Annotated in this window: 24 protein-coding genes; all 24 read left to right on the top strand. The window is 64.8% G+C overall.

Going from position 1 to position 20,478, the window contains the following annotated elements; all coding sequences use genetic code 11:
• Window positions 1-2 precede the first annotated feature (2 nt).
• The 24 genes from rplA to rpsH all read left to right on the top strand — a co-directional run bounded on the left by rplA (window position 3) and on the right by rpsH (window position 20,472).
• Window positions 3-695 (top strand): 50S ribosomal protein L1, encoded by a 693-nt coding sequence (rplA, locus tag AiwAL_RS02490; RefSeq protein WP_235702689.1) that lies wholly within the window; start codon window positions 3-5, stop codon window positions 693-695.
• Window positions 696-966: 271 nt separating this feature from the next.
• On the top strand, window positions 967-1,485 hold the full coding sequence (gene rplJ, locus AiwAL_RS02485; RefSeq protein ID WP_235702688.1) for a 50S ribosomal protein L10: 519 nt from the start codon (window positions 967-969) through the stop codon (window positions 1,483-1,485).
• 76 nt (window positions 1,486-1,561) lie between these two features.
• Entirely contained in the window at window positions 1,562-1,939 is a 378-nt protein-coding gene (gene rplL, locus AiwAL_RS02480) for a 50S ribosomal protein L7/L12 (RefSeq protein ID WP_235702687.1), read from the top strand.
• Between the two features lie 227 nt (window positions 1,940-2,166).
• The gene (rpoB, locus tag AiwAL_RS02475) at window positions 2,167-6,348 is read left to right on the top strand and encodes a DNA-directed RNA polymerase subunit beta (RefSeq protein WP_408851126.1); all 4,182 of its coding nucleotides are present in this window, start codon (window positions 2,167-2,169) and stop codon (window positions 6,346-6,348) included.
• 82 nt (window positions 6,349-6,430) lie between these two features.
• The gene (gene rpoC / locus AiwAL_RS02470; RefSeq protein WP_235702685.1) at window positions 6,431-10,597 is read left to right on the top strand and encodes a DNA-directed RNA polymerase subunit beta'; all 4,167 of its coding nucleotides are present in this window, start codon (window positions 6,431-6,433) and stop codon (window positions 10,595-10,597) included.
• Between the two features lie 412 nt (window positions 10,598-11,009).
• Window positions 11,010-11,381: a 30S ribosomal protein S12 gene (gene rpsL, locus AiwAL_RS02465; protein WP_235702684.1), complete on the top strand. Its 372-nt coding sequence runs from the start codon at window positions 11,010-11,012 to the stop codon at window positions 11,379-11,381.
• An 11-nt stretch (window positions 11,382-11,392) separates the two neighbouring features.
• Window positions 11,393-11,869 carry a 30S ribosomal protein S7 gene (gene rpsG / locus AiwAL_RS02460; protein ID WP_235702683.1) on the top strand — a complete coding sequence of 159 codons (477 nt, stop codon included), beginning with the start codon at window positions 11,393-11,395 and terminating at the stop codon, window positions 11,867-11,869.
• A 65-nt stretch (window positions 11,870-11,934) separates the two neighbouring features.
• Window positions 11,935-13,122 carry an elongation factor Tu gene (gene tuf, locus AiwAL_RS02455; protein ID WP_235702682.1) on the top strand — a complete coding sequence of 396 codons (1,188 nt, stop codon included), beginning with the start codon at window positions 11,935-11,937 and terminating at the stop codon, window positions 13,120-13,122.
• Between the two features lie 72 nt (window positions 13,123-13,194).
• Window positions 13,195-13,503: a 30S ribosomal protein S10 gene (gene rpsJ, locus AiwAL_RS02450; protein WP_235702681.1), complete on the top strand. Its 309-nt coding sequence runs from the start codon at window positions 13,195-13,197 to the stop codon at window positions 13,501-13,503.
• 15 nt (window positions 13,504-13,518) lie between these two features.
• Window positions 13,519-14,193, top strand: a complete 675-nt coding sequence (gene rplC / locus AiwAL_RS02445; protein WP_235702680.1) for a 50S ribosomal protein L3 — start codon at window positions 13,519-13,521, stop codon at window positions 14,191-14,193.
• A 10-nt stretch (window positions 14,194-14,203) separates the two neighbouring features.
• Window positions 14,204-14,863 (top strand): 50S ribosomal protein L4, encoded by a 660-nt coding sequence (rplD, locus tag AiwAL_RS02440; protein WP_235702679.1) that lies wholly within the window; start codon window positions 14,204-14,206, stop codon window positions 14,861-14,863.
• Between the two features lie 41 nt (window positions 14,864-14,904).
• Window positions 14,905-15,201, top strand: a complete 297-nt coding sequence (locus tag AiwAL_RS02435) for a 50S ribosomal protein L23 (protein WP_235702764.1) — start codon at window positions 14,905-14,907, stop codon at window positions 15,199-15,201.
• A gap of 14 nt (window positions 15,202-15,215) precedes the next feature.
• Window positions 15,216-16,049 (top strand): 50S ribosomal protein L2, encoded by an 834-nt coding sequence (rplB, locus tag AiwAL_RS02430; protein WP_235702678.1) that lies wholly within the window; start codon window positions 15,216-15,218, stop codon window positions 16,047-16,049.
• A 3-nt stretch (window positions 16,050-16,052) separates the two neighbouring features.
• Window positions 16,053-16,331, top strand: coding sequence for a 30S ribosomal protein S19 (rpsS, locus tag AiwAL_RS02425; protein WP_235702677.1), 279 nt, complete (start codon window positions 16,053-16,055; stop codon window positions 16,329-16,331).
• Between the two features lies 1 nt (window position 16,332).
• Entirely contained in the window at window positions 16,333-16,806 is a 474-nt protein-coding gene (rplV, locus tag AiwAL_RS02420; protein ID WP_235702676.1) for a 50S ribosomal protein L22, read from the top strand.
• Window positions 16,806-17,483 carry a 30S ribosomal protein S3 gene (rpsC, locus tag AiwAL_RS02415; RefSeq protein ID WP_235702675.1) on the top strand — a complete coding sequence of 226 codons (678 nt, stop codon included), beginning with the start codon at window positions 16,806-16,808 and terminating at the stop codon, window positions 17,481-17,483. The genes rplV and rpsC overlap by 1 nt, the downstream gene beginning before the upstream one ends.
• Window positions 17,484-17,500: 17 nt before the next feature.
• Window positions 17,501-17,917, top strand: a complete 417-nt coding sequence (rplP, locus tag AiwAL_RS02410; RefSeq protein WP_262312033.1) for a 50S ribosomal protein L16 — start codon at window positions 17,501-17,503, stop codon at window positions 17,915-17,917.
• A 1-nt stretch (window position 17,918) separates the two neighbouring features.
• Window positions 17,919-18,125: a 50S ribosomal protein L29 gene (rpmC, locus tag AiwAL_RS02405; protein WP_235702673.1), complete on the top strand. Its 207-nt coding sequence runs from the start codon at window positions 17,919-17,921 to the stop codon at window positions 18,123-18,125.
• A 13-nt stretch (window positions 18,126-18,138) separates the two neighbouring features.
• On the top strand, window positions 18,139-18,417 hold the full coding sequence (gene rpsQ / locus AiwAL_RS02400) for a 30S ribosomal protein S17 (RefSeq protein ID WP_235702672.1): 279 nt from the start codon (window positions 18,139-18,141) through the stop codon (window positions 18,415-18,417).
• A 1-nt stretch (window position 18,418) separates the two neighbouring features.
• Entirely contained in the window at window positions 18,419-18,787 is a 369-nt protein-coding gene (gene rplN / locus AiwAL_RS02395; RefSeq protein WP_235702671.1) for a 50S ribosomal protein L14, read from the top strand.
• Between the two features lie 2 nt (window positions 18,788-18,789).
• Entirely contained in the window at window positions 18,790-19,110 is a 321-nt protein-coding gene (gene rplX / locus AiwAL_RS02390) for a 50S ribosomal protein L24 (protein ID WP_235702670.1), read from the top strand.
• Between the two features lie 10 nt (window positions 19,111-19,120).
• Window positions 19,121-19,678 carry a 50S ribosomal protein L5 gene (gene rplE, locus AiwAL_RS02385; protein ID WP_235702669.1) on the top strand — a complete coding sequence of 186 codons (558 nt, stop codon included), beginning with the start codon at window positions 19,121-19,123 and terminating at the stop codon, window positions 19,676-19,678.
• 77 nt (window positions 19,679-19,755) lie between these two features.
• Window positions 19,756-20,061 carry a 30S ribosomal protein S14 gene (gene rpsN / locus AiwAL_RS02380; protein WP_235702668.1) on the top strand — a complete coding sequence of 102 codons (306 nt, stop codon included), beginning with the start codon at window positions 19,756-19,758 and terminating at the stop codon, window positions 20,059-20,061.
• 12 nt (window positions 20,062-20,073) lie between these two features.
• The gene (rpsH, locus tag AiwAL_RS02375) at window positions 20,074-20,472 is read left to right on the top strand and encodes a 30S ribosomal protein S8 (RefSeq protein WP_235702667.1); all 399 of its coding nucleotides are present in this window, start codon (window positions 20,074-20,076) and stop codon (window positions 20,470-20,472) included.
• Window positions 20,473-20,478 lie beyond the last annotated feature (6 nt).

Raw genomic sequence — 20,478 nt, 5'->3', positions numbered from 1 at the left:
TCATGGCGAAGAACAAGCGGCTGACCAAGGCGAGCGAGACCGTCGATCGCAACAAATCCTATGCCCTGACCGACGCGATGGCGCTGGTCAAGCGCAATGCGACCGCGAAATTCGACGAAACGGTCGAGATGTCGCTCAATCTCGGTATCGATCCACGCCATGCCGATCAGATGGTGCGCGGGCTGATTTCACTGCCCAACGGCACCGGCAAGACGCTGCGCGTCGGTGTGTTCGCGCGCGGGCCGAAGGCCGACGAGGCGAAGGCGGCGGGTGCCGACGTGGTGGGTGCCGAGGATCTGGCCGAGCAGGTGCAGAACGGCAATATCGAGTTCGATCGCTGCATCGCGACCCCGGACATGATGGCGCTGGTCGGGCGGCTGGGGAAGATTCTCGGGCCGCGCGGGCTGATGCCGAACCCGAAGCTCGGCACCGTGACCATGGATGTCAAAGGCGCGGTGACCGCGGCGAAATCGGGCCAGGTGGAGTTCCGCGCCGAAAAGGCGGGGATCATCCATGCCGGGATCGGCAAGGCGAGCTTCGAGGCGGACAAGCTGATCGAGAACGCCCGCGCCCTGGTCGATGCAATCCAGAAAGCCAAGCCGGCCGGCGCCAAGGGCACGTATTTGCAGAAAGCGGCGCTGTCCTCGACCATGGGGCCGGGCGTGCGCGTGGATGTGAGCAGCCTTTCGGCTTGAGAGAAATGCGCCGGACTTCGGTTCGGCCATGACGGGATGCGCCGGTTGCATGACCGGCGCCGTCCCGACCTGTCCAAGACGGCGCGCAATCCGGGCGACCGGATTTTAATGGGGCGACCCGCGAGCCGGAGACGGGGTGTCGGAGCAGATAGCGCTTCGATGGTTCCGACTTTGAGGACAGGCGAACCGGCGGCCGGGATGGTCCTGGCCGCCATGGGCAACCCGGCGGGGCGCGGTCCAAACGCGCGCTGCCTGACGAGTGGAGACCGACGTGGATCGCGCACAGAAGCGTGAATTCGTCGACCAGCTTGCCGCGGTGTTCGCCGAGACATCGATGATTGTCATCACCCGCAATGACGGGTTGACGGTTGCCGATGTCACGGAGCTGCGCCGGCGCATGCGGGCGGCGGGCGCACAATACAAGGTGGCGAAGAACCGTCTGGCTCACCTCGCTTTGGAAGGGACCCGATTCGACGGAATCGCGCCGCTGCTGAAGGGACCGACCGCGCTTGCGTGGTCGCGCGACCCGGTGGCCGTGGCGAAAACCGCCGTCGAGTTCGCCAAGACCAACGAGAAGTTCGTGCTGGTCGGCGGCGCCTTGGGAACGCAGATGCTCGATGCATCCGGCGTCAAGGCCCTGGCCGAACTGCCGTCGCTCGACGCGCTGCGCGCCAGACTGGTGGGGCTGATTCAGGCCCCCGCCACGCGGATCGCTTGTGTCGTGCAGGCGCCGGCCGGACAGCTCGCGCGGGTCTTCGCGGCCTTTGCCAAGACGGGTGAGGCGGCCTGACGGCCTCGAAATCACGATGCGGGCCGGAGCCGGCTTGCATGGAACCAAATGAACGCTAATATAAGGATACACGAACATGGCTGATCTAGCGAAGCTGGTTGACGAACTCTCCGGCCTCACGGTCCTCGAAGCGGCGGAACTTTCCAAGCTGCTTGAGGAAAAGTGGGGCGTGTCCGCTGCGGCTCCGGTTGCCGTCGCCGCGGCACCGGCCGCCGGTGCGGCTGCCGCGCCGGTTGAGGAACAGACCGAGTTTACCGTCGTGCTGAAGGCCGGCGGCGACAAGAAGATCAATGTGATCAAGGAAATCCGCACGATCACCGGGCTTGGGCTGAAGGAAGCCAAGGACCTGGTCGAGGGCGCGCCGAAGACGGTGAAGGAAGCCGTGAACAAGGACGAGGCGGAAAAGATCAAGAAGGTTTTGGAAGAGCAGGGCGCATCTGTCGAAATCCAGTAATTCGTCCGCGCGTCGCGTTCCCTTCGGGAGCGGGACGTTACGAGCCTGAATATGGCGGGGAGCCTTGCGGCCCCCCGCCTGTTTGCCGTGGCGCCCGAGCATGGGCGGCACCGGCGATGCCGAGGCGGGCCGTTTCCGGCGCGCCGCGGTCTTGATGCCGCCCGGTGGCGGCGTTCGCTTACAGAGTTGAAGGTCGGGGTCTGAGCATGAATGCGATTTCTGGTGGCATGAACAGGATTTCCTTTACGAATCGCAAGCGCATTCGCAAAAGTTTCGGCAAAATTCCCGAAAATACGCCGATGCCCAACCTGATCGACGTGCAGCGGGCGAGCTATGACGCGTTTCTGCAGATGCATGTCTCGCCGGATTCGCGTACCAATTCCGGGCTGCAGGAAGTGTTCAAATCGGTTTTCCCGATCGACGATTTCGCCGGCCGTGGCCGGCTCGAATTCGTCTATTACGAGCTGGAAGAGCCGAAATACGATGTCGAGGAGTGCATCCAGCGCGGCATGACCTATGCGGCGCCGCTGAAGGTGGTGCTGCGCCTGATCGTGTGGGATCTCGACGAGGATACCGGCGCGCGCTCGATCCGCGACATCAAGGAACAGCCCGTCTACATGGGCGACATGCCGCTGATGACCGATAACGGCACCTTCGTGGTGAACGGCACCGAGCGGGTCATCGTCAGCCAGATGCATCGCAGCCCCGGCGTGTTCTTCGACCACGACAAGGGCAAGACCCACGCCTCGGGCAAGTATCTGTTCGCAGCGAGGGTGATTCCGTATCGCGGCTCGTGGCTCGATTTCGAATTCGACGCCAAGGACCTCGTCTATGTGCGCATCGACCGCAAGCGCAAGCTGCCGGTCACCACGCTGCTCTACGCCCTGGAGAGCAGGGCGACCGAGGCGTTGCGCGCGGCGCGCGCGGCCAAGGGCGAGACGCTGGAGATTGCCGAAATCAAGGGCATGGACCCTGAGGAAATTCTCAACACCTTCTACGGCCAGGTCGCGTTCACCCGCACCAAGGACGCCGAGGGGGCGACCGCCTGGGCGCGGCCGTTCGAGCCGGAGACGTTCCGGGGCGCCAAGCTGGTCGAGGATCTGATCGACGCCGAGACCGGCGCCGTCGTCGCGAAGGCCGAGGACAAGCTGACCGCGCGCGCCGCCCGCAAGATTGCCGAGACGACCAAGCATGTGCTGGTCAGCCGCGCCGATCTGGTGGGGCGCTTTGTCGCCGAGGATCTGTTCGACCCGAGTAGCGGCGAGATTTTCGCCGATGCCGGCGAGGAGATCAGCGAAGCGAAGCTGACCGCCTTCGAGGAAGCCGGGCTCGAGACGATTCCGACGCTCGCGATCGACCAATCGAAGGGACCGTGGATTCGCAACACCCTGGCGGTGGACAAGAATTCCAATCGCGAGGATGCGCTGATCGACATCTACCGCGTCATCCGCCCCGGCGAACCGCCGACCAGCGAGACGGCGGAAGCCTTGTTCCGCGGGTTGTTCTTCGATTCCGAGCGCTACGATCTTTCGGCGGTCGGCCGGGTGAAGATGAATATGCGCCTCGGCATCGAGTGCGACGACACGATGCGGGTGCTGCGCAAGGAGGACATCCTGCGCACGGTCCAGATCATGTGCGAGCTGAAGGACGGGCGCGGCCAGATCGACGATATCGACAATCTCGGCAACCGGCGGGTGCGCTCGGTCGGCGAGCTGATGGAGAACCAGTATCGCATCGGCCTGCTGCGCATGGAGCGAGCGATCCGCGAGCGCATGGGCTCGGTCGATATCGACGGGGTGATGCCGCACGACCTGATCAACGCGAAGCCGGCGGCGGCGGCGGTGCGCGAGTTCTTCGGCAGCTCGCAATTGTCCCAGTTCATGGATCAGACCAACCCGCTGTCGGAAGTGACGCATAAGCGCCGCCTGTCGGCGCTCGGGCCGGGCGGGCTGACCCGCGAGCGCGCCGGCTTCGAGGTGCGCGACGTGCACCCGACCCATTACGGCCGGATCTGCCCGATCGAGACGCCGGAAGGGCCGAATATCGGGCTGATCAACTCGCTCGCGACCTATGCCAAGGTGAACAAATACGGCTTCATCGAGACGCCGTACCGGATGGTGAAGGACGGCAAGGTCCAGAACGAATACAAATATCTGTCGGCGATGGAGGAGGAGAAGCTCACCGTCGCGCAGGCCGATGCGCCGAAGCTTGCCGACGGCACGCTGACCGAGGATCTGGTTTCGGTGCGCCGCAACGGCGATTTCCGGCTGGTCCGCCCGGACGAGGTGACGGCGATCGATGTGTCGCCGAAGCAGCTGGTGTCGGTCGCTGCCGCCTTGATTCCGTTCCTGGAGAATGACGACGCCAACCGCGCGCTGATGGGCTCCAACATGCAGCGCCAGGCGGTGCCGCTGATCAAGTCGGACGCGCCGCTGGTCGGCACCGGCATGGAAGCGGCGGTGGCGCAGGATAGCGGGGCGACCATCGTGGCGCGCCGGGCCGGCGTGGTCGATCAGATCGACGGCGCGCGCATCGTGGTTCGGGCGACCAACGAGGACGGCACGACCAAAGGCGTGGATATCTACCGGCTGCGCAAGTTCATGCGCTCCAACCAGTCGACCTGCATCAATCAGCGGCCGCTGGTGCGGGTGGGCGACCGGGTGGGCGACGGCGACATCATCGCCGACGGCCCCTCGACCGAGCTTGGCGAACTCGCGCTCGGGCGCAACGTGCTCTGCGCGTTCATGCCGTGGAACGGCTACAACTTCGAGGATTCCATCCTGATTTCCGAGCGGGTGGCGCGCGACGACATGTTCACCTCGATCCATATCGACGAATTCGAGGTGATGGCGCGCGACACCAAGCTCGGCCAGGAGGAAATCACCCGCGACATTCCGAACGTGGGTGAGGAGGCCTTGCGCAACCTCGACGAGGCGGGCATCGTCTATGTCGGCGCCGAGGTGAACCCCGGCGACATTCTGGTAGGCAAGGTGACGCCGAAGGGCGAGAGCCCGATGACGCCGGAAGAAAAGCTGCTGCGCGCGATTTTCGGCGAAAAAGCCTCCGATGTGCGCGACACCTCGCTGAAGCTGCCGCCCGGCGTGTCGGGTACGGTGGTCGATGTGCGGGTGTTCAACCGGCGCGGCGTCGATAAGGACGAGCGCGCGCTGGCGATCGAGCGGGCCGAGATCGAACGGCTCGCCAAGGACCGCGACGACGAGCGGGCGATCCAGGAGCGCGCCTTCCTCAACCGGCTGCGCGAGAAGCTGCTCGGCCAGATGGCGGGTTCCGGCTTCAAGGGGGTGAAGTCGGGCAGCGAGATCAACGCGGAACTGCTCGCCGAGATCCCGCGCGGCGCGTGGCGGAACCTGACCGTGCAGGACGACGCGGTGATGGCCGAGATCGAGACGCTGAAGCGCGAGTTCGACGCGGCGGTGCATCGCCTGCAGGCGCGGTTCGAGAGCAAGGTCGAGAAGCTGCAGCGCGGCGACGAAATGCCGCCGGGCGTGATGAAGATGGTCAAGGTCTTCATCGCGGTGAAGCGCAAGCTGCAGCCGGGCGACAAGATGGCTGGACGGCACGGCAACAAGGGCGTGGTGTCGAAAGTGGTGCCGATCGAGGACATGCCGTTCCTGGAGGACGGCACCGCGGTCGATATCGTGCTCAATCCGCTCGGCGTGCCGTCGCGGATGAATGTCGGGCAGATCCTGGAGACGCATCTGGGCTGGGCCTGCGCCAATCTCGGCCGGCAGATCGGCGAGATGGTCGACGAATACCGGCGCAGCGGCGCCGAGCGCGAGCGGCTGCACGCGATGCTCAAGGATGTCTACGGCGAGGAGATCTATCGCGCGCAGATCGCCGGCATGGACGATGCGGAACTTGCCGAATTGTGCGGCAATATCCGCAAGGGCGTGCCGATCGCGACCCCGGTGTTCGACGGCGCGCGCATCCCGGATATCGACGCGATGCTGGCGAAGGCGGGGCTCGACGTGTCCGGCCAGATGACCGTGTTCGACGGGCGTACCGGCGATCAGTTCGAGCGGAAGGTGACGATCGGCTACATGTACATGCTCAAGCTCGGACACATGGTCGACGACAAGATCCATGCCCGCTCGATCGGACCGTACAGCCTGGTGACCCAGCAGCCGCTGGGCGGCAAGGCGCAGTTCGGCGGCCAGCGCTTCGGCGAAATGGAGGTCTGGGCGCTGGAAGCCTATGGCGCGGCCTACACCTTGCAGGAAATGCTGACGGTGAAGTCCGACGACGTGTCCGGCCGCACCAAGGTCTATGAGGCGATCGTGCGCGAGCAGGATAATTTCGAGGCCGGCGTTCCCGAAAGCTTCAACGTGCTGACCAAGGAACTGAAATCGCTCGGACTGAATGTCGATCTCGACCAGTCGGCCGCATGACGGCCAGGAACTGAACTCAGCGCAGGGTTTGATCATGGCGCGCGGCGGCGATGACGTCGCGGGCTGATGAAAGGGACTATCGATGAATGATTTGATGAAGATTCTCGGCCAGACCGGTCAGGCGGCGACGTTCGACCAGATCAGAATCCAGATCGCCTCGCCCGAGCAGATCCGCTCGTGGTCCTACGGCGAGATCAAGAAGCCAGAGACCATCAACTATCGCACCTTCAAGCCGGAGCGTGACGGGCTGTTCTGCGCGCGCATCTTCGGGCCGATCAAGGACTACGAGTGCCTGTGCGGCAAATACAAGCGGATGAAGTTCCGCGGCATCATCTGCGAGAAATGCGGCGTCGAGGTCACCCTGGCGAAAGTGCGCCGCGAGCGCATGGGGCATATCGAGCTCGCCTCGCCGGTCGCGCATATCTGGTTCCTGAAGTCGCTGCCGAGCCGGATCGCGACCATGGTGGAGATGACGCTGAAGGATCTCGAAAAGGTTCTGTATTTCGAGAGCTACATCGTGCTCGACCCGTACACCTCGGACCTGAAGCGCTATCAGTTACTGTCCGAGGACGACCTGTACGCCAAGCAGGACGAGTTCGGCGATGACGGGTTCAAGGCGGGGATCGGCGCGGAAGCGATCAAGTCGATTCTGATGCAGGTCGATCTGGAGACCGAGCGCGTCACCATGCGCGCGGATCTGAAGGAGGCCACCTCCGAGGCCAAGCGCAAGAAACTGGTGAAACGGCTCAAGCTGGTCGAGAGCTTCATCGAGTCCGGCACGCGGCCGGAATGGATGATCCTGGACGTGGTTCCGGTGATCCCGCCCGAGTTGCGGCCCCTGGTGCCGCTCGACGGCGGCCGGTTCGCCACCTCGGATCTGAACGATCTCTATCGTCGCGTCATCAACCGCAACAACCGCCTGAAGCGGCTGATCGAATTGCGCGCGCCGGACATCATCGTGCGCAACGAGAAGCGCATGCTGCAGGAATCGGTCGATGCGCTGTTCGATAACGGAAGGCGCGGCCGGGCGATCACCGGCACCAACAAGCGGCCGCTGAAATCGCTGTCGGACATGCTGAAGGGCAAGCAGGGGCGGTTCCGCCAGAACCTGCTGGGCAAGCGCGTCGATTATTCGGGCCGTTCGGTCATCGTGGTCGGGCCGGAGCTGAAGCTGCACCAGTGCGGCCTGCCGAAGAAGATGGCGCTCGAATTGTTCAAGCCGTTCATCTACGCCAAGCTCGAAAAATACGGCCTCGCCACCACGATCAAGGCGGCGAAGCGGATGGTCGAGAAGGAGCGGCCGGAAGTGTGGGACATCCTCGAAGAGGTGATCCGCGAGCATCCGGTGATGCTGAACCGCGCGCCGACCCTGCACCGGCTCGGGATTCAGGCGTTCGAGCCGATCCTGATCGAGGGCAAGGCGATCCAGTTGCATCCGCTGGTCTGCACCGCCTTCAACGCCGATTTCGACGGCGACCAGATGGCGGTTCACGTGCCGCTGTCGATCGAGGCGCAGCTCGAGGCGCGCGTGCTGATGATGAGCACCAACAACATCCTCAATCCGGCGAACGGCAAGCCGATCATCGTGCCGAGCCAGGATATCGTGCTCGGGCTGTATTATCTGTCGCTGGAGAGCCCGCAATTCACCGGCGTCGAGGACAAGGACGCGCCGGCGTTCGGCACGCCGGGCGAGATCGAGCATGCGCTCGCGGTCGGCCGGGTGAAGCTGCACGACAAGATCCGCGCCCGTGTGACGCGGACGCTCGCCGACGGCACGTCGGTCCGCGAGGTCGTCGCGACCACGCCGGGGCGGATGCTGATCGGCCAGTTGCTGCCCAGGCACAAGGATGTGCCGTTCGCGCTGGTCAACAAGCAGCTCACCAAGAAGTCGGTCTCCGACGTGATCGACGCGGTGTATCGCCATTGTGGCCAGAAAGAGGCGGTGATCTTCTGCGACCGGCTGATGGCGCTCGGGTTCACCCAGGCGGCGAAGGCGGGCATTTCGTTCGGCAAGGACGACATGGTCATCCCCGAGGAGAAGCACGCGCTGCTGGAGCAGACCCAGGCCGAGGTCAAGGAGTTCGAGGCGCAGTATCACGACGGTCTGATCACAGCGGGCGAGCGCTACAACAAGGTGGTCGATGCGTGGTCGCGCTGCAACGACGCGGTGGCCGCGGCGATGATGCGCGAGATTTCCAGGCAGGAGCCGGGCAAGCCGACCAACTCGGTGTGGATGATGAGCCATTCCGGCGCGCGCGGGTCGCCGGCGCAGATGCGCCAGCTGGCCGGGATGCGCGGGCTGATGGCCAAGCCGTCCGGCGAGATCATCGAGCAGCCGATCCTGTCGAACTTCAAGGAGGGGCTGACCGTCGCCGAATATTTCAACTCGACCCACGGCGCCCGCAAGGGCCTCGCGGATACCGCGCTGAAGACGGCGAATTCGGGCTATCTCACCAGGCGCCTGGTCGATGTCGCGCAGGACTGCATCGTGGTGACCCATGATTGCGGCACCGAGCGCGGCCTGACCGTGCGCGCGGTGATGGATGGCGGCGAGGTGATTTCCAGCCTGTCCGAACGCGTCCTCGGCCGCACCACGGCCGAGGACATTCTCGATCCGGTGGATCAATCGGTTCTGGTGCCGGCGAATACGCTGATCGAGGAGATCGAGGCCGACCGGATCGAACAGGCGGGTGTCGAAGGGGTGAAAATCCGTTCGGTGCTGACCTGCGAATCGAAAGTCGGCGTCTGCGCCATGTGCTATGGGCGCGATCTGGCGCGCGGCACGCCGGTCAATTCCGGCGAGGCGGTCGGCGTGATCGCGGCGCAGTCGATCGGCGAGCCGGGCACCCAGCTCACCATGCGCACCTTCCATATCGGCGGCGCGGCGCAGCGCGGCGCCGAGCAGTCGAACGTGGAAGCCAGCCACGACGGCACGGTGACGATCAAGAACCGCAACGTGGTGGCCAACAGCGCCGGATCGCCGATCGTGATGAGCCGCAATTGCGAACTCGCGATCGTCGATGCGTCCGGGCGCGAACGCGCGCGGTTCCGGGTGCCTTACGGCGCGCGGCTGATCGCCGATGAAGGCGAGGCGGTGACGCGCGGCCAGAAACTCGCCGAATGGGACCCCTATACCCTGCCGATCATCACCGAGCGCGCGGGCGTGGTGGAGTACGCCGATCTGCTCGAAGGCGTGACCCTGATCGAACGGATCGACGAGGTGACCGGCCTGACCTCGAAAGTCGTGGTCGATTACAAGCAGTCGGCCAAAGGGGCGGATTTGCGGCCGCGCCTGCTGCTCAAGGACGCCAAGGGCGAGATCGTCCGGCTCGCGACTGGAGCGGAGGCGCGATCCTTCCTGCCGCCGGACTCGATCCTGTCGGTCGAGAACGGCACGACGGTGCATGCCGGCGACGTGCTGGCGCGGATGCCGCGCGAAGGCAGCAAGACGCGCGACATTACCGGCGGTCTGCCGCGGGTCGCCGAATTGTTCGAGGCGCGCCGACCGAAGGATCACGCGATCATCGCGGAAACCGATGGCCGCGTGGAATTCGGCAAGGATTACAAGGCCAAGCGCCGGGTGATCGTGAAAAACGACGAGACCGGCGAGGAAACCGAGTATCTGGTGCCGAAGGGCAAGCACGTTTCGGTGCAGGAGGGCGACTACGTCCATCGGGGCGACCCGCTGGTCGACGGCCCGCGGGTGCCGCACGACATTCTGCGCGTCCTCGGGGTCGAGGCGCTGTCGGAATACCTGGTCAACGAGATCCAGGACGTCTACCGGCTCCAGGGCGTGAAGATCAACGACAAGCATATCGAGGTCGTGGTCCGGCAGATGCTCCAGAAGATCGAGATCACCGAGCCGGGCGATACCACCTATCTGGTGGGCGAACTGGTCGACCGGATCGAGTTCGACGACGAGAACGACCGGCGCCTCGCGGCGGACGAGCGGCCGGCCCAGGGGCTGCCGGTGCTGCAGGGCATCACCAAGGCGAGCCTGCAGACCCAGAGCTTCATCTCGGCGGCTTCGTTCCAGGAGACTACCAGGGTGCTGACCGAGGCGGCGACTGCCGGCAAAACCGACAATCTGCTCGGGCTGAAGGAGAACGTGATCGTGGGCAGGCTGATTCCGGCCGGCACCGGCAGCGTGATGAGCCGGCTGCGGGCGATCGCCGCCGGGCGCGACAAGCATACGCTGGCCGAGTCCCGTCCCGCGCTGCCATCGCGCCGCGAGGTCGTCGCCGAGTAGTGCGTCTCGCATAGCTGCGTCACGTTTGGCTCTTGACAGCGGAACGTAGCCTTTTGGCTCGTTCCGCTGCCGACCGCGAATGCGGGCGCGCGTCCGCCCGGCGTTTGAGGGCATATATTGAACGCCGGCGGCCTTGTGTCGCCGGCGTTTTTCTTTGGCGCCGGGGCCCGATCCGGGGCGTGCGGCGCTTGACTTGGGGCAGGGCTGCTCTTAAGGGTGGCGGCCTCAGCGAGGCCTGGGTAACGCCCGGCCGCGCCGTTCATTCAGTCTCACGCTTGCGGCGCCGTCGCCCGGCTTCGGGTCGGCTCAGGTCGCGGGTCTGGGTTTGCCGCAGGCGGAGCACCACTCCGCCCTGCGGTGTTTTTATGAGCGCGCGGCAGGACGGAACCGGCAAGAAGGATCAGGATCGAGCATGCCGACTATCAATCAGTTGATCGCCAAGGGACGCGAAGTCCGGGCCAAGCGCAACAAGGTGCCCGCGCTTGAGGGGTGTCCGCAGAAGCGCGGCGTCTGCACGCGCGTCTATACCACCACGCCGAAGAAGCCGAACTCGGCGCTGCGCAAGGTGGCCAAGGTACGCCTGACCAACGGATACGAGGTGGTGAGCTACATCCCCGGCGAGGGGCATAATCTGCAGGAGCACTCGGTCGTGCTGATCCGCGGCGGGCGCGTGAAGGACTTGCCGGGCGTGCGCTATCACATTCTGCGCGGCGTGCTCGATACCCAGGGCATCGCCAAGCGCCGTCAGCGCCGGTCGCTGTATGGCGCGAAGCGGCCGAAGTAAGGAGAGATTTCGTGAGCAGACGTCACCGCGCGGTCAAGCGCGAAGTTTTGCCGGACCCGAAATTCGGCGATGTCGTGATCAGCCGGTTCATGAACGTGCTGATGTATGACGGCAAGAAATCGACCGCCGAATCGATCGTCTACGGCGCGCTGGACAGCCTGAAGCGCCGGGGCGGCCAGAATGCCGATCCGGTCCGGCTGTTCCACGAGGCGCTGGACAATGTGAAGCCGGCGATCGAGGTGCGGTCCCGCCGGGTCGGCGGCGCCACCTATCAGGTGCCGGTCGAGGTGCGCACCGAGCGGCGCCAGGCCCTGGCGATCCGCTGGATCATCGAATCGGCGCGCAAGCGCGGCGAGCACACGATGGAGGACCGGCTGTCGAACGAACTGCTCGACGCGGTGAACAATCGCGGCGCGGCGGTGAAGAAGCGCGAAGACACCCACCGCATGGCCGAAGCCAACAAGGCGTTCAGCCACTATCGCTGGTAAAGTTGACCCCTCTGACCCGACGCGGATGACGGCGCGGGGCAGGACACGTTACGGAGAGACCGAACATGGCCAAGGCTAAATTCGAGCGGACCAAGCCGCACTGCAACATCGGCACGATCGGCCACGTCGATCATGGCAAGACGTCGCTCACCGCGGCGATCACCAAGGTGCTGGCGAAGTCGGGCGGGGCGACGTTCCGCGCCTATGACAGCATCGACGCCGCTCCCGAGGAGCGCGCGCGCGGCATCACGATCGCGACCGCGCACGTGGAATACGAGACGGCCAACCGTCACTACGCGCATGTCGATTGCCCCGGCCACGCCGACTACGTGAAGAACATGATCACCGGCGCCGCGCAGATGGATGGCGCGATCCTGGTGGTGTCCGCCGCCGACGGCCCGATGCCGCAGACCCGCGAGCACATCCTGCTCGCCCGTCAGGTCGGCGTGCCGGCGCTGGTCGTCTATCTGAACAAGATGGACATGGCCGACCCCGATCTGGTCGAGCTGGTCGAGATGGAAGTGCGCGACCTGCTCAACAAATACGAGTTTCCGGGCGACGACATCCCGATCATCAAGGGCTCGGCGCTGTGCGCGCTGGAAGACAAGCAGCCGGAGATCGGCGAGCAGTCGGTCATCGAGCTGATGGCGGCGGTGGATGCCTATATCCCGCAGCCGGAGCGTCCGAAGGACAAGCCGTTCCTGATGCCGGTCGAGGACGTGTTCTCGATTTCGGGCCGCGGCACCGTGGTGACCGGCCGTGTCGAGCGCGGCATCGTCAAGGTGGGCGACGAAGTCGAGATCGTCGGTCTGAAGCCGACGGTGAAGACCATCGTGACCGGCGTCGAGATGTTCCGCAAGCTGCTCGATCAGGGCGAAGCAGGCGACAACATCGGCGCTTTGCTCCGTGGAACAAAACGCGAGGATGTCGAGCGCGGCCAGGTGCTCGCCGCACCCGGTTCGATCACGCCGCACACCAATTTCGGCGGCTCGGTCTATATCCTGACCAAGGAGGAGGGTGGCCGTCACACGCCGTTCTTCACCAATTACCGTCCGCAGTTCTATTTCCGCACCACCGACGTGACCGGCGTGGTCACGCTGCCGGAGGGTGTCGAGATGGTGATGCCGGGCGACAACGTGACGGTCAGCGTCGAGCTGATCGCACCGATCGCCATGGACGAGGGCCTGCGCTTCGCGATTCGCGAGGGCGGCCGGACCGTGGGTTCGGGCGTCGTCGCGAAAGTGACCAAGTAAGCTGACTGACCAATGCTTTGTCCTGGAATTCCTTGAGGGAATTCCAGGAACGGAGCGAACAAGGTTTTGACGATGGACAATCAGAATATCCGCATTCGCCTGAAGGCGTACGATCACCGGGTGCTCGACAACAGCACCAAGGAAATCGTGAACACGGCGAAGCGCACGGGCGCTCAGGTGCGGGGGCCGATTCCGCTGCCGACGCATATCGAGCGGTTCACCGTGAACCGTTCGCCGCATGTCGACAAGAAGAGCCGCGAGCAGTTCGAAATTCGGACCCATCGCCGACTGCTCGACATCGTCGAGCCGACACCGCAGACGGTCGATGCGCTGATGAAGCTCGACCTTGCCGCCGGCGTCGATGTCGAGATCAAGATTTAAGTCTGGAAGAGTGTGATGCGCACCGGAGTGATCGCGAAAAAGCTGGGGATGACCCGGTTGTTCAGGGAAGACGGCACGCATGTGCCGGTGACCGTGCTGCACATGGATGAGGTGCGGGTGGTTGCCGCGAAGCGCGTCGAATCCGATGGCTATGCGGCGGTTCAGCTAGGGTTCGGCCATGCCAAGACCAAGAACGTGTCGAAGCCGATGAAAGGCCATTACGCGAAGGCGAAGGTCGAGCCGGCGATGAAGCTGGTCGAATTCCGCGTCGCCGAGGATGCGGTGCTGGAAGCGGGCCAGGTGGTTTCGCCCGCGCATTTCAGCGTCGGCCAGAAGGTCGATGTTGCCGGCATCAGCAAGGGCAAGGGATTCGCCGGCGGCATGAAGCGCTGGAATTTCGCCGGCCTCGAAGCGTCGCACGGCGTGTCGATCAGCCATCGTAGCCTGGGATCGACGGGTAACCGCCAGGACCCCGGCAAGACCTTCAAGAACAAGAAGATGGCCGGGCATCTCGGGCAGGAACGCATCACCACGCTCAATCTCGAAATCGCGGCGGTCGACGCGGCGCGCGGCCTGATCATGATCAAGGGCGCGGTGCCGGGCGCGAAGGACGGCTATGTGCTGGTGCGCGACGCGATCAAGAAGCCGCGTCCGGCCGATGCGGCCTATCCCGCCGCGCTGAAGGATTGAGGAGAGCGTCATGGAAATCGATATCACCACGCTCGATGCCGGGACCGACGATAAAGGCAAGCTGGGCAAGGCCGACCTGCCGGACGCGTTTTTCGGCGCGAAGCCGCGTGCCGACATCATGGCGCGGGTGGTGCATTGGCAGCTCGCGAAACGCCGCGCCGGCACCCACAAGACCAAGGGCATGGGCGAGGTTCAGGGCACCACGAAGAAACCGTATCGCCAGAAGGGCACCGGCAATGCCCGTCAGGGTTCGCTGCGCGCGCCGCAGTTTCGCACCGGCGGCGTGGTTCACGGGCCGGTGGTGCGCGACCATGGCTATTCGCTGAACAAGAAGGTGCGCCGGCTGGGCCTGATTTCGGCGCTGTCGCAGAAGGCGGCGGAGGGCAAGCTGGTGGTGCTCGACACGGTCGCCGGCGTCACCAAGACCGGTGAGCTGAACGGCAAGATCAAGAAGCTGGGCTGGGGCCGCGCGCTGATCGTCGATGCGGTGGTCGATGACGGATTCGCCAGAGCCAGCCGCAATCTGGTCGGCATCGACGTGCTGCCGGTGGTGGGGGCGAATGTCTACGACATTCTGCGCCACGATATTCTGGCGATCACCACGGCCGGGCTCGAAGGGCTGAAGCGCCGCCTGAACGGCGATGCCGGGCATGAGGAGATCGCGGCATGAGCGAGACCGCAAAAAAGACCGCGTCGGCGAAAAAGCCGGCGCTGTCGCGCGAGGCGATGTTCGACATCATTCGCGGGCCGCTGATCACCGAGAAGGCGACGGCTTTGTCCGAGCGCAATCAGGTCGGTTTCAAGGTCGCGATCGACGCGACCAAGCCGGGGATCAAGGCGGCGGTGGAAGGGCTGTTCGGCGTCAAGGTGACCGGCGTGAACACCCTGATCCAGAAGGGCAAGGCGAAGCGCTTCAAGGGGCGTCCGGGCAAGCGCTCGGATGTGAAGAAGGCGTTCGTGACGCTGGCCGAGGGCCAGTCGATCGATTTCACCACGCGGCTGGCGTGAGGCGGGGCTGAACCATGGCACTCAAGCATTTCAAGCCGGTGACGGCGAGCCTGCGCGGCACCGTTCTGGTCGATCGCAGCGAGCTGTGGAAGGGCAAGCCGGTCAAGGGTTTGACCGAGGGCAAGCACTCCACCGGCGGGCGCAACAATCATGGCCGCACGACCAGCTATTTCCGGGGCGGCGGACATAAGCGCACCTATCGCCTGGTCGATTTCAAGCGCCGCAAGTTCGACGTGGCGGCGACAATCGAGCGGCTGGAATACGATCCGAATCGTTCGGCGTTTCTGGCCCTGATCAAATATGCCGACGGCGAGCTGGCCTATATCCTGGCACCGCAGCGCCTGAAGGTGGGCGACCAGGTGGTGTCGGGCGCGCGGGTGGATATCAAGCCGGGCAATGCGATGCCGTTGTCGGCAATCCCGGTCGGCACGATCATCCACAATATCGAGATGAAGCCGGGCGCGGGCGGCAAGATGGCGCGTTCCGCCGGAACCTTCGCCCAGCTGGTCGGCAAGGATCAGGGCTATGCCCAGGTCAAGCTGATGTCCGGCGAGCTGCGCCTGGTGCGCGGCGAATGCATGGCCTCGATCGGGGCGGTGTCGAACCCGGATCATTCGAACCAGCAGCTCGGCAAGGCCGGGCGCAATCGCTGGCTCGGCCGCCGGCCGCATAACCGCGGCGTGTCGATGAACCCGGTCGATCATCCGCTGGGCGGCGGCGAGGGCCGGACCTCGGGCGGCCGTCATCCGGTGACGCCGTGGGGCAAGCCGACCAAGGGATACAAGACGCGCTCGAACAAACGGACGGATGGTCTGATCATCCGGCGCCGCAAGAGCGGAAAGGGCTGATCGATGGCACGCTCGGTTTGGAAAGGCCCGTTCGTGGACGGGTATATGCTCAACAAGGCGGAAGCGTCACGCGCTTCGGGCCGCAACGAGATCATCAAGATCTGGTCGCGCCGCTCGACGATCCTGCCGCAATTCGTCGGCCTGACCTTCGGCGTCTATAACGGCCGGAAGTTTCTGCCGGTTCAGGTCAACGAGAACATGGTGGGCCACAAGTTCGGCGAATTCTCGCCGACCCGCACGTTCACCGGCCACTCGGCCGACAAGAAGGCGAAGCGAGGCTGACATGAGCAAGCCCAATCATCCGCGCATGCTCGCCGAGACCGAGGCCGAGGCGGTGCTGCGCAATATTCGCGTCAGCCCGCGCAAGCTGAACGTGGTCGCGGCATCGATCCGCAACCTGCCGGCCGGACGCGCGATCGCGGCGCTGACCTTCAGCAAGCGGCGCATCGCCCAGGACGTGAAGAAGCTGCTGCAGAGCGCGGTGGCCAACGCGGAGAACAATCATCAGCTCGATGTCGACCGGCTGGTCGTCACCACGGCGGAGGTCGGGCGCGGCATCGTCATGCGCCGGTTCCAGGCGCGCGGCCGCGGCAAGGCGGCGCGGGTGGAGAAATGGTTCAGCCATCTGCGCATCGTCGTCGCCGAGCGCGACATCGTGACGAAGGCGGAGCGGCGTGCGGAGAGCGCGCGGATAAAGGGATCTGCGGCCGGGCGGACCAAGCCGGGTGCGGAGACGAATGAAGGGGCGCAGGCGTAATGGGTCATAAAGTCAATCCGATCGGGCTCAGGCTCGGCATCAACCGCACCTGGGACAGCCGCTGGTTCGCCGGCGCGGATTACGCGAAGTTGCTGCACGACGATCTCGAGCTGCGCGACCATCTGACCAAACGTTTGCACGGCGCGGGCATCTCGAAGGTGCTGATCGAGCGCCCGGCGAAGAAGCCGCGGGTGACGATCTATGCCGCGCGGCCGGGCGTGGTGATCGGCAAGAAGGGCCAGGACATCGACGTTCTGAAAAAAGAATTGTCGGCGATGGCGAAAGCCGATGTGTCGCTGAATATCGTCGAGATCCGCAAGCCCGAGATCGACGCGGTTCTGGTGGCGCAGAACATCGCCCAGCAACTGGAGCGCCGCGTCGCGTTCCGCCGCGCGATGAAGCGCGCCGTTCAGTCGGCGATGCGGCTCGGCGCGCAGGGGATCAGAATCAATTGCGGCGGACGGCTTGGCGGCGCCGAGATCGCGCGGATGGAATGGTATCGCGAAGGGCGGGTGCCGCTGCACACGCTGCGCGCGGATATCGATTTCGGCACGGCGACGGCGAAGACCACCTATGGCACTTGCGGCGTCAAGGTGTGGATCTTCAAGGGCGAGATCATGGCGCATGATCCGCTGGCGCAGGACAAGCGGGCCGCCGAACAGGCGCCGCAGCGCTGAGCGGGAGTTAGGGAACAATGCTGCAACCGAAGCGAACCAAGTTCCGCAAGGCGCATAAGGGCCGTATCCACGGCCTGGCCAAGGGGAACACGCAACTCAATTTCGGCGCCTTCGGCCTGAAGGCGATGGAGCCGGAGCGGATTACCGCGCGCCAGATCGAGGCGGCGCGCCGCGCGATCACCCGCCAGATGAAGCGCGCGGGCCGGGTGTGGATCAGGATCTTCCCGGATGTGCCGGTTTCGACCAAGCCGGCCGAGGTGCGCATGGGCTCGGGCAAGGGCAGCCCGGAATTCTGGGTGGCGCGGGTGCATCCGGGCCGGATCATGTTCGAGATCGACGGCGTTCCCGAGGGAATCGCGCGCGAGGCGCTGACGCTGGGTGCCGCGAAGCTGCCGGTCAAGACCAAGATCATCACCCGGATCGGGGAGGCGTGAGATGACCAAGGCGACCGATATCCGGGTCAAGACGCCGGACGAACTCGATGCGATGCTGCTCGACCTGAAGCGCGAGCAGCTCAACCTGCGGTTCCAGCGGGCCACCGGCCAGCAGGAGAATACCAGCCAGGTGCGGAAAATCCGGCGCGATGTCGCGCGGGTGAAGACGATCATGGCGGCGCGCGCGCGCGCCGCCCAGAAGGCTTGAGGGGTTCGATACGATGCCGAAGCGCGTCCTGACCGGGCGGGTCGTGAGTGACAAGATGGACAAGACCGTGACGGTTCTTGTCGAGCGTCGCGTCATGCATCCGCTCTACAAGAAATTCATCCGCCGCTCGAAGAAATACGCGGCGCATGACGAAGCCAATCTGTGCGCGATCGGCGACCTCGTGCGCATCGAGGAATGCCCGCCGATCAGCAAGCGCAAGACCTGGCTGGTGACGGCGCGGAACGGCGAGACGCTGGCCGCAGCGCCGGCCGAAGCGCCGCAGGGGGCCTGACATGATCATCGTCGAATCCAATCTCGATGTCGCCGACAATTCCGGGGCGCGCCGCGTCCAGTGCATCAAGGTGCTGGGCGGATCGAAGCGTCGCACGGCATCGGTCGGCGATGTGATCGTGGTGTCCGTGAAGGATGCGATTCCGCGCGGCAAAGTGAAGAAGGGCGACGTGCATCAGGCCGTCATCGTGCGCACCGCCTATCCGGTGCGGCGCAACGACGGCAGCGTGATCCGCTTCGACCGCAACGCGGCGGTGCTGATCAACAAGCAGATGGAGCCGATCGGCACCCGCATCTTCGGGCCGGTGACGCGCGAATTGCGCGCGCGCAAGTTCATGAAGATCATCAGCCTGGCGCCGGAGGTGCTCTGACCATGGCCGCACGAATCCGTAAGGGCGACACGGTCGTCGTGATCGCGGGCGCGAATAAGGGGCGCCAGGGCGAGGTGCTGCGGGTGCTGCCGGCGGAGAACCGCGCCGTGGTGCAGGGTGTCGCGATCGCGAAGCGGCACACCAAGCCGCGCGGCATGGGCGAGCCGGGCGGCATCGTCCAGAAGGAGATGCCGGTGCATCTTTCGAATATCGCGTTGATCGACCCCGAGACGAAGAAGCCGACCCGCGTCGGTTTCCGCGTGCTCGATGATGGTCGCAAGGTCCGGGTTGCGCGGAAAAGCAACTCCGTGATCGACGGTTGAGGATGAAACGATGAGCGAGGCGAGTGCCAAGACCCGGATGCACCAGCACTATAACGAGGTGGTGCGTGCGGCGTTGCAGAAGGAATTCGGTTACGGCAACGTGATGCAGGTGCCGAAGCTGGAAAAGATCGTGATCAACATGGGCGTCGGCGAAGCCGCCGCCGATCAGAAGAAACTCGACTCGGCGGTTGCCGAACTCGCGCTGATTTCCGGGCAGAAGCCGGTGAAGACCATCGCCAAGAAGGCGATCGCCGGCTTCAAAATTCGGAAAGGCCTGCCGATCGGCTGCAAGGTGACGCTGCGCCAGGCCCGGATGTACGAGTTTCTCGATCGGCTGGTCACCATAGCGCTGCCGCGCGTGCGGGATTTCCGTGGAATTACCGGCAAGGGATTCGACGGGCGCGGCAATTTCGCGATGGGCCTCAAGGAGCAGATCGTGTTCCCAGAGATCGCCTACGACAAGGTCGATACGGTGCGCGGCATGGACATCGTGTTCGTGACCACCGCGAAGAGCGACGCCGAGGCGAAGGCGCTACTCAAGGGGTTCAACCTGCCGTTCGCGAATTGAACGGCGTGGGCGAACGCGTAATCAGTTTCATGGAAAACCGCCGGGTCATGCCGGCAGGTTCCGGAGGGTAACAGACGATGGCAAAGACCTCTCAGGTCAATCGGAATAATCGGCGGGCGAAGCTGGCGGCGCGCGATCAGGGCAAGCGCGCGGCGCTGAAGGCGATCGTGATGGATCGCAGCCTGCCGGTCGAGGATCGGTTCGACGCGACGCTGAAACTCGCTCGGCTGCCGCGCAACGGCGCGAAAGTGCGGGTGCGGCTGCGCTGCGAGCTGACCGGCCGTTCGCGCGGCAATTACCGCAAGTTCAAGCTGTGCCGCATTGCGTTGCGCGACTTGGCCAGTGCCGGGCAGATCCCCGGCATGGTCAAGGCGAGCTGGTAAGGGGGCAAAGCCATGTCGATGTCCGATCCGTTGGGTGACATGCTCACCCGTATCCGCAATGCCCAGCGCGCCCGCCAGACGGTGTGCGTCGCTCCGGCGTCGCATTTGCGCGCCAACGTGCTCGACGTGCTGAAGCGCGAAGGGTTCATCCGCGGTTTCTCGAAGGAGGAATTGCGCCCCGGTGTCGCGCAGTTGCGCATCGAGCTGAAATACAGCGAGGGTGAGCCGGTGATCAAGGAAATCACCCGGATTTCGCGACCTGGCCGCCGGGTCTATTCCAAGATCCGCGAGTTGCCGCGCGTTTATGCCGGACTCGGGATTTCGATCCTGTCCACGCCGCGCGGCGTGATGAGCGATGTCGAAGCGCGCGCTGCCAATGTCGGCGGCGAAGTGCTCTGCCGCGTCTTCTGAGGAGGC

This window comes from Acidiphilium sp. AL (assembly GCF_025499445.1).
Taxonomy (GTDB): domain Bacteria; phylum Pseudomonadota; class Alphaproteobacteria; order Acetobacterales; family Acetobacteraceae; genus Acidiphilium; species Acidiphilium iwatense.
This window is presented reverse-complemented; position numbering and strand designations above follow the sequence as displayed.

What these genes read in the sequence shown, in the direction of transcription:
- rpsL (WP_235702684.1), top strand. Translation starts at nt 11,010, where the DNA reads ATGCCGACTATCAATCAGTTGATCGCCAAGGGACGCGAAGTCCGGGCC.
- rpsS (WP_235702677.1), top strand. Translation starts at nt 16,053, where the DNA reads ATGGCACGCTCGGTTTGGAAAGGCCCGTTCGTGGACGGGTATATGCTC.
- rpsN (WP_235702668.1), top strand. Translation starts at nt 19,756, where the DNA reads ATGGCAAAGACCTCTCAGGTCAATCGGAATAATCGGCGGGCGAAGCTG.
- rplE (WP_235702669.1), top strand. Translation starts at nt 19,121, where the DNA reads ATGAGCGAGGCGAGTGCCAAGACCCGGATGCACCAGCACTATAACGAG.
- rplP (WP_262312033.1), top strand. Translation starts at nt 17,501, where the DNA reads ATGCTGCAACCGAAGCGAACCAAGTTCCGCAAGGCGCATAAGGGCCGT.
- tuf (WP_235702682.1), top strand. Translation starts at nt 11,935, where the DNA reads ATGGCCAAGGCTAAATTCGAGCGGACCAAGCCGCACTGCAACATCGGC.
- rpmC (WP_235702673.1), top strand. Translation starts at nt 17,919, where the DNA reads ATGACCAAGGCGACCGATATCCGGGTCAAGACGCCGGACGAACTCGAT.
- rplL (WP_235702687.1), top strand. Translation starts at nt 1,562, where the DNA reads ATGGCTGATCTAGCGAAGCTGGTTGACGAACTCTCCGGCCTCACGGTC.
- rplB (WP_235702678.1), top strand. Translation starts at nt 15,216, where the DNA reads ATGGCACTCAAGCATTTCAAGCCGGTGACGGCGAGCCTGCGCGGCACC.
- rpsH (WP_235702667.1), top strand. Translation starts at nt 20,074, where the DNA reads ATGTCGATGTCCGATCCGTTGGGTGACATGCTCACCCGTATCCGCAAT.
- rpsQ (WP_235702672.1), top strand. Translation starts at nt 18,139, where the DNA reads ATGCCGAAGCGCGTCCTGACCGGGCGGGTCGTGAGTGACAAGATGGAC.
- rpoC (WP_235702685.1), top strand. Translation starts at nt 6,431, where the DNA reads ATGAATGATTTGATGAAGATTCTCGGCCAGACCGGTCAGGCGGCGACG.
- rplV (WP_235702676.1), top strand. Translation starts at nt 16,333, where the DNA reads ATGAGCAAGCCCAATCATCCGCGCATGCTCGCCGAGACCGAGGCCGAG.
- rpoB (WP_408851126.1), top strand. Translation starts at nt 2,167, where the DNA reads ATGAACAGGATTTCCTTTACGAATCGCAAGCGCATTCGCAAAAGTTTC.
- rplD (WP_235702679.1), top strand. Translation starts at nt 14,204, where the DNA reads ATGGAAATCGATATCACCACGCTCGATGCCGGGACCGACGATAAAGGC.
- rpsJ (WP_235702681.1), top strand. Translation starts at nt 13,195, where the DNA reads ATGGACAATCAGAATATCCGCATTCGCCTGAAGGCGTACGATCACCGG.
- rplC (WP_235702680.1), top strand. Translation starts at nt 13,519, where the DNA reads ATGCGCACCGGAGTGATCGCGAAAAAGCTGGGGATGACCCGGTTGTTC.
- rplN (WP_235702671.1), top strand. Translation starts at nt 18,419, where the DNA reads ATGATCATCGTCGAATCCAATCTCGATGTCGCCGACAATTCCGGGGCG.
- rplX (WP_235702670.1), top strand. Translation starts at nt 18,790, where the DNA reads ATGGCCGCACGAATCCGTAAGGGCGACACGGTCGTCGTGATCGCGGGC.
- rplA (WP_235702689.1), top strand. Translation starts at nt 3, where the DNA reads ATGGCGAAGAACAAGCGGCTGACCAAGGCGAGCGAGACCGTCGATCGC.
- rpsC (WP_235702675.1), top strand. Translation starts at nt 16,806, where the DNA reads ATGGGTCATAAAGTCAATCCGATCGGGCTCAGGCTCGGCATCAACCGC.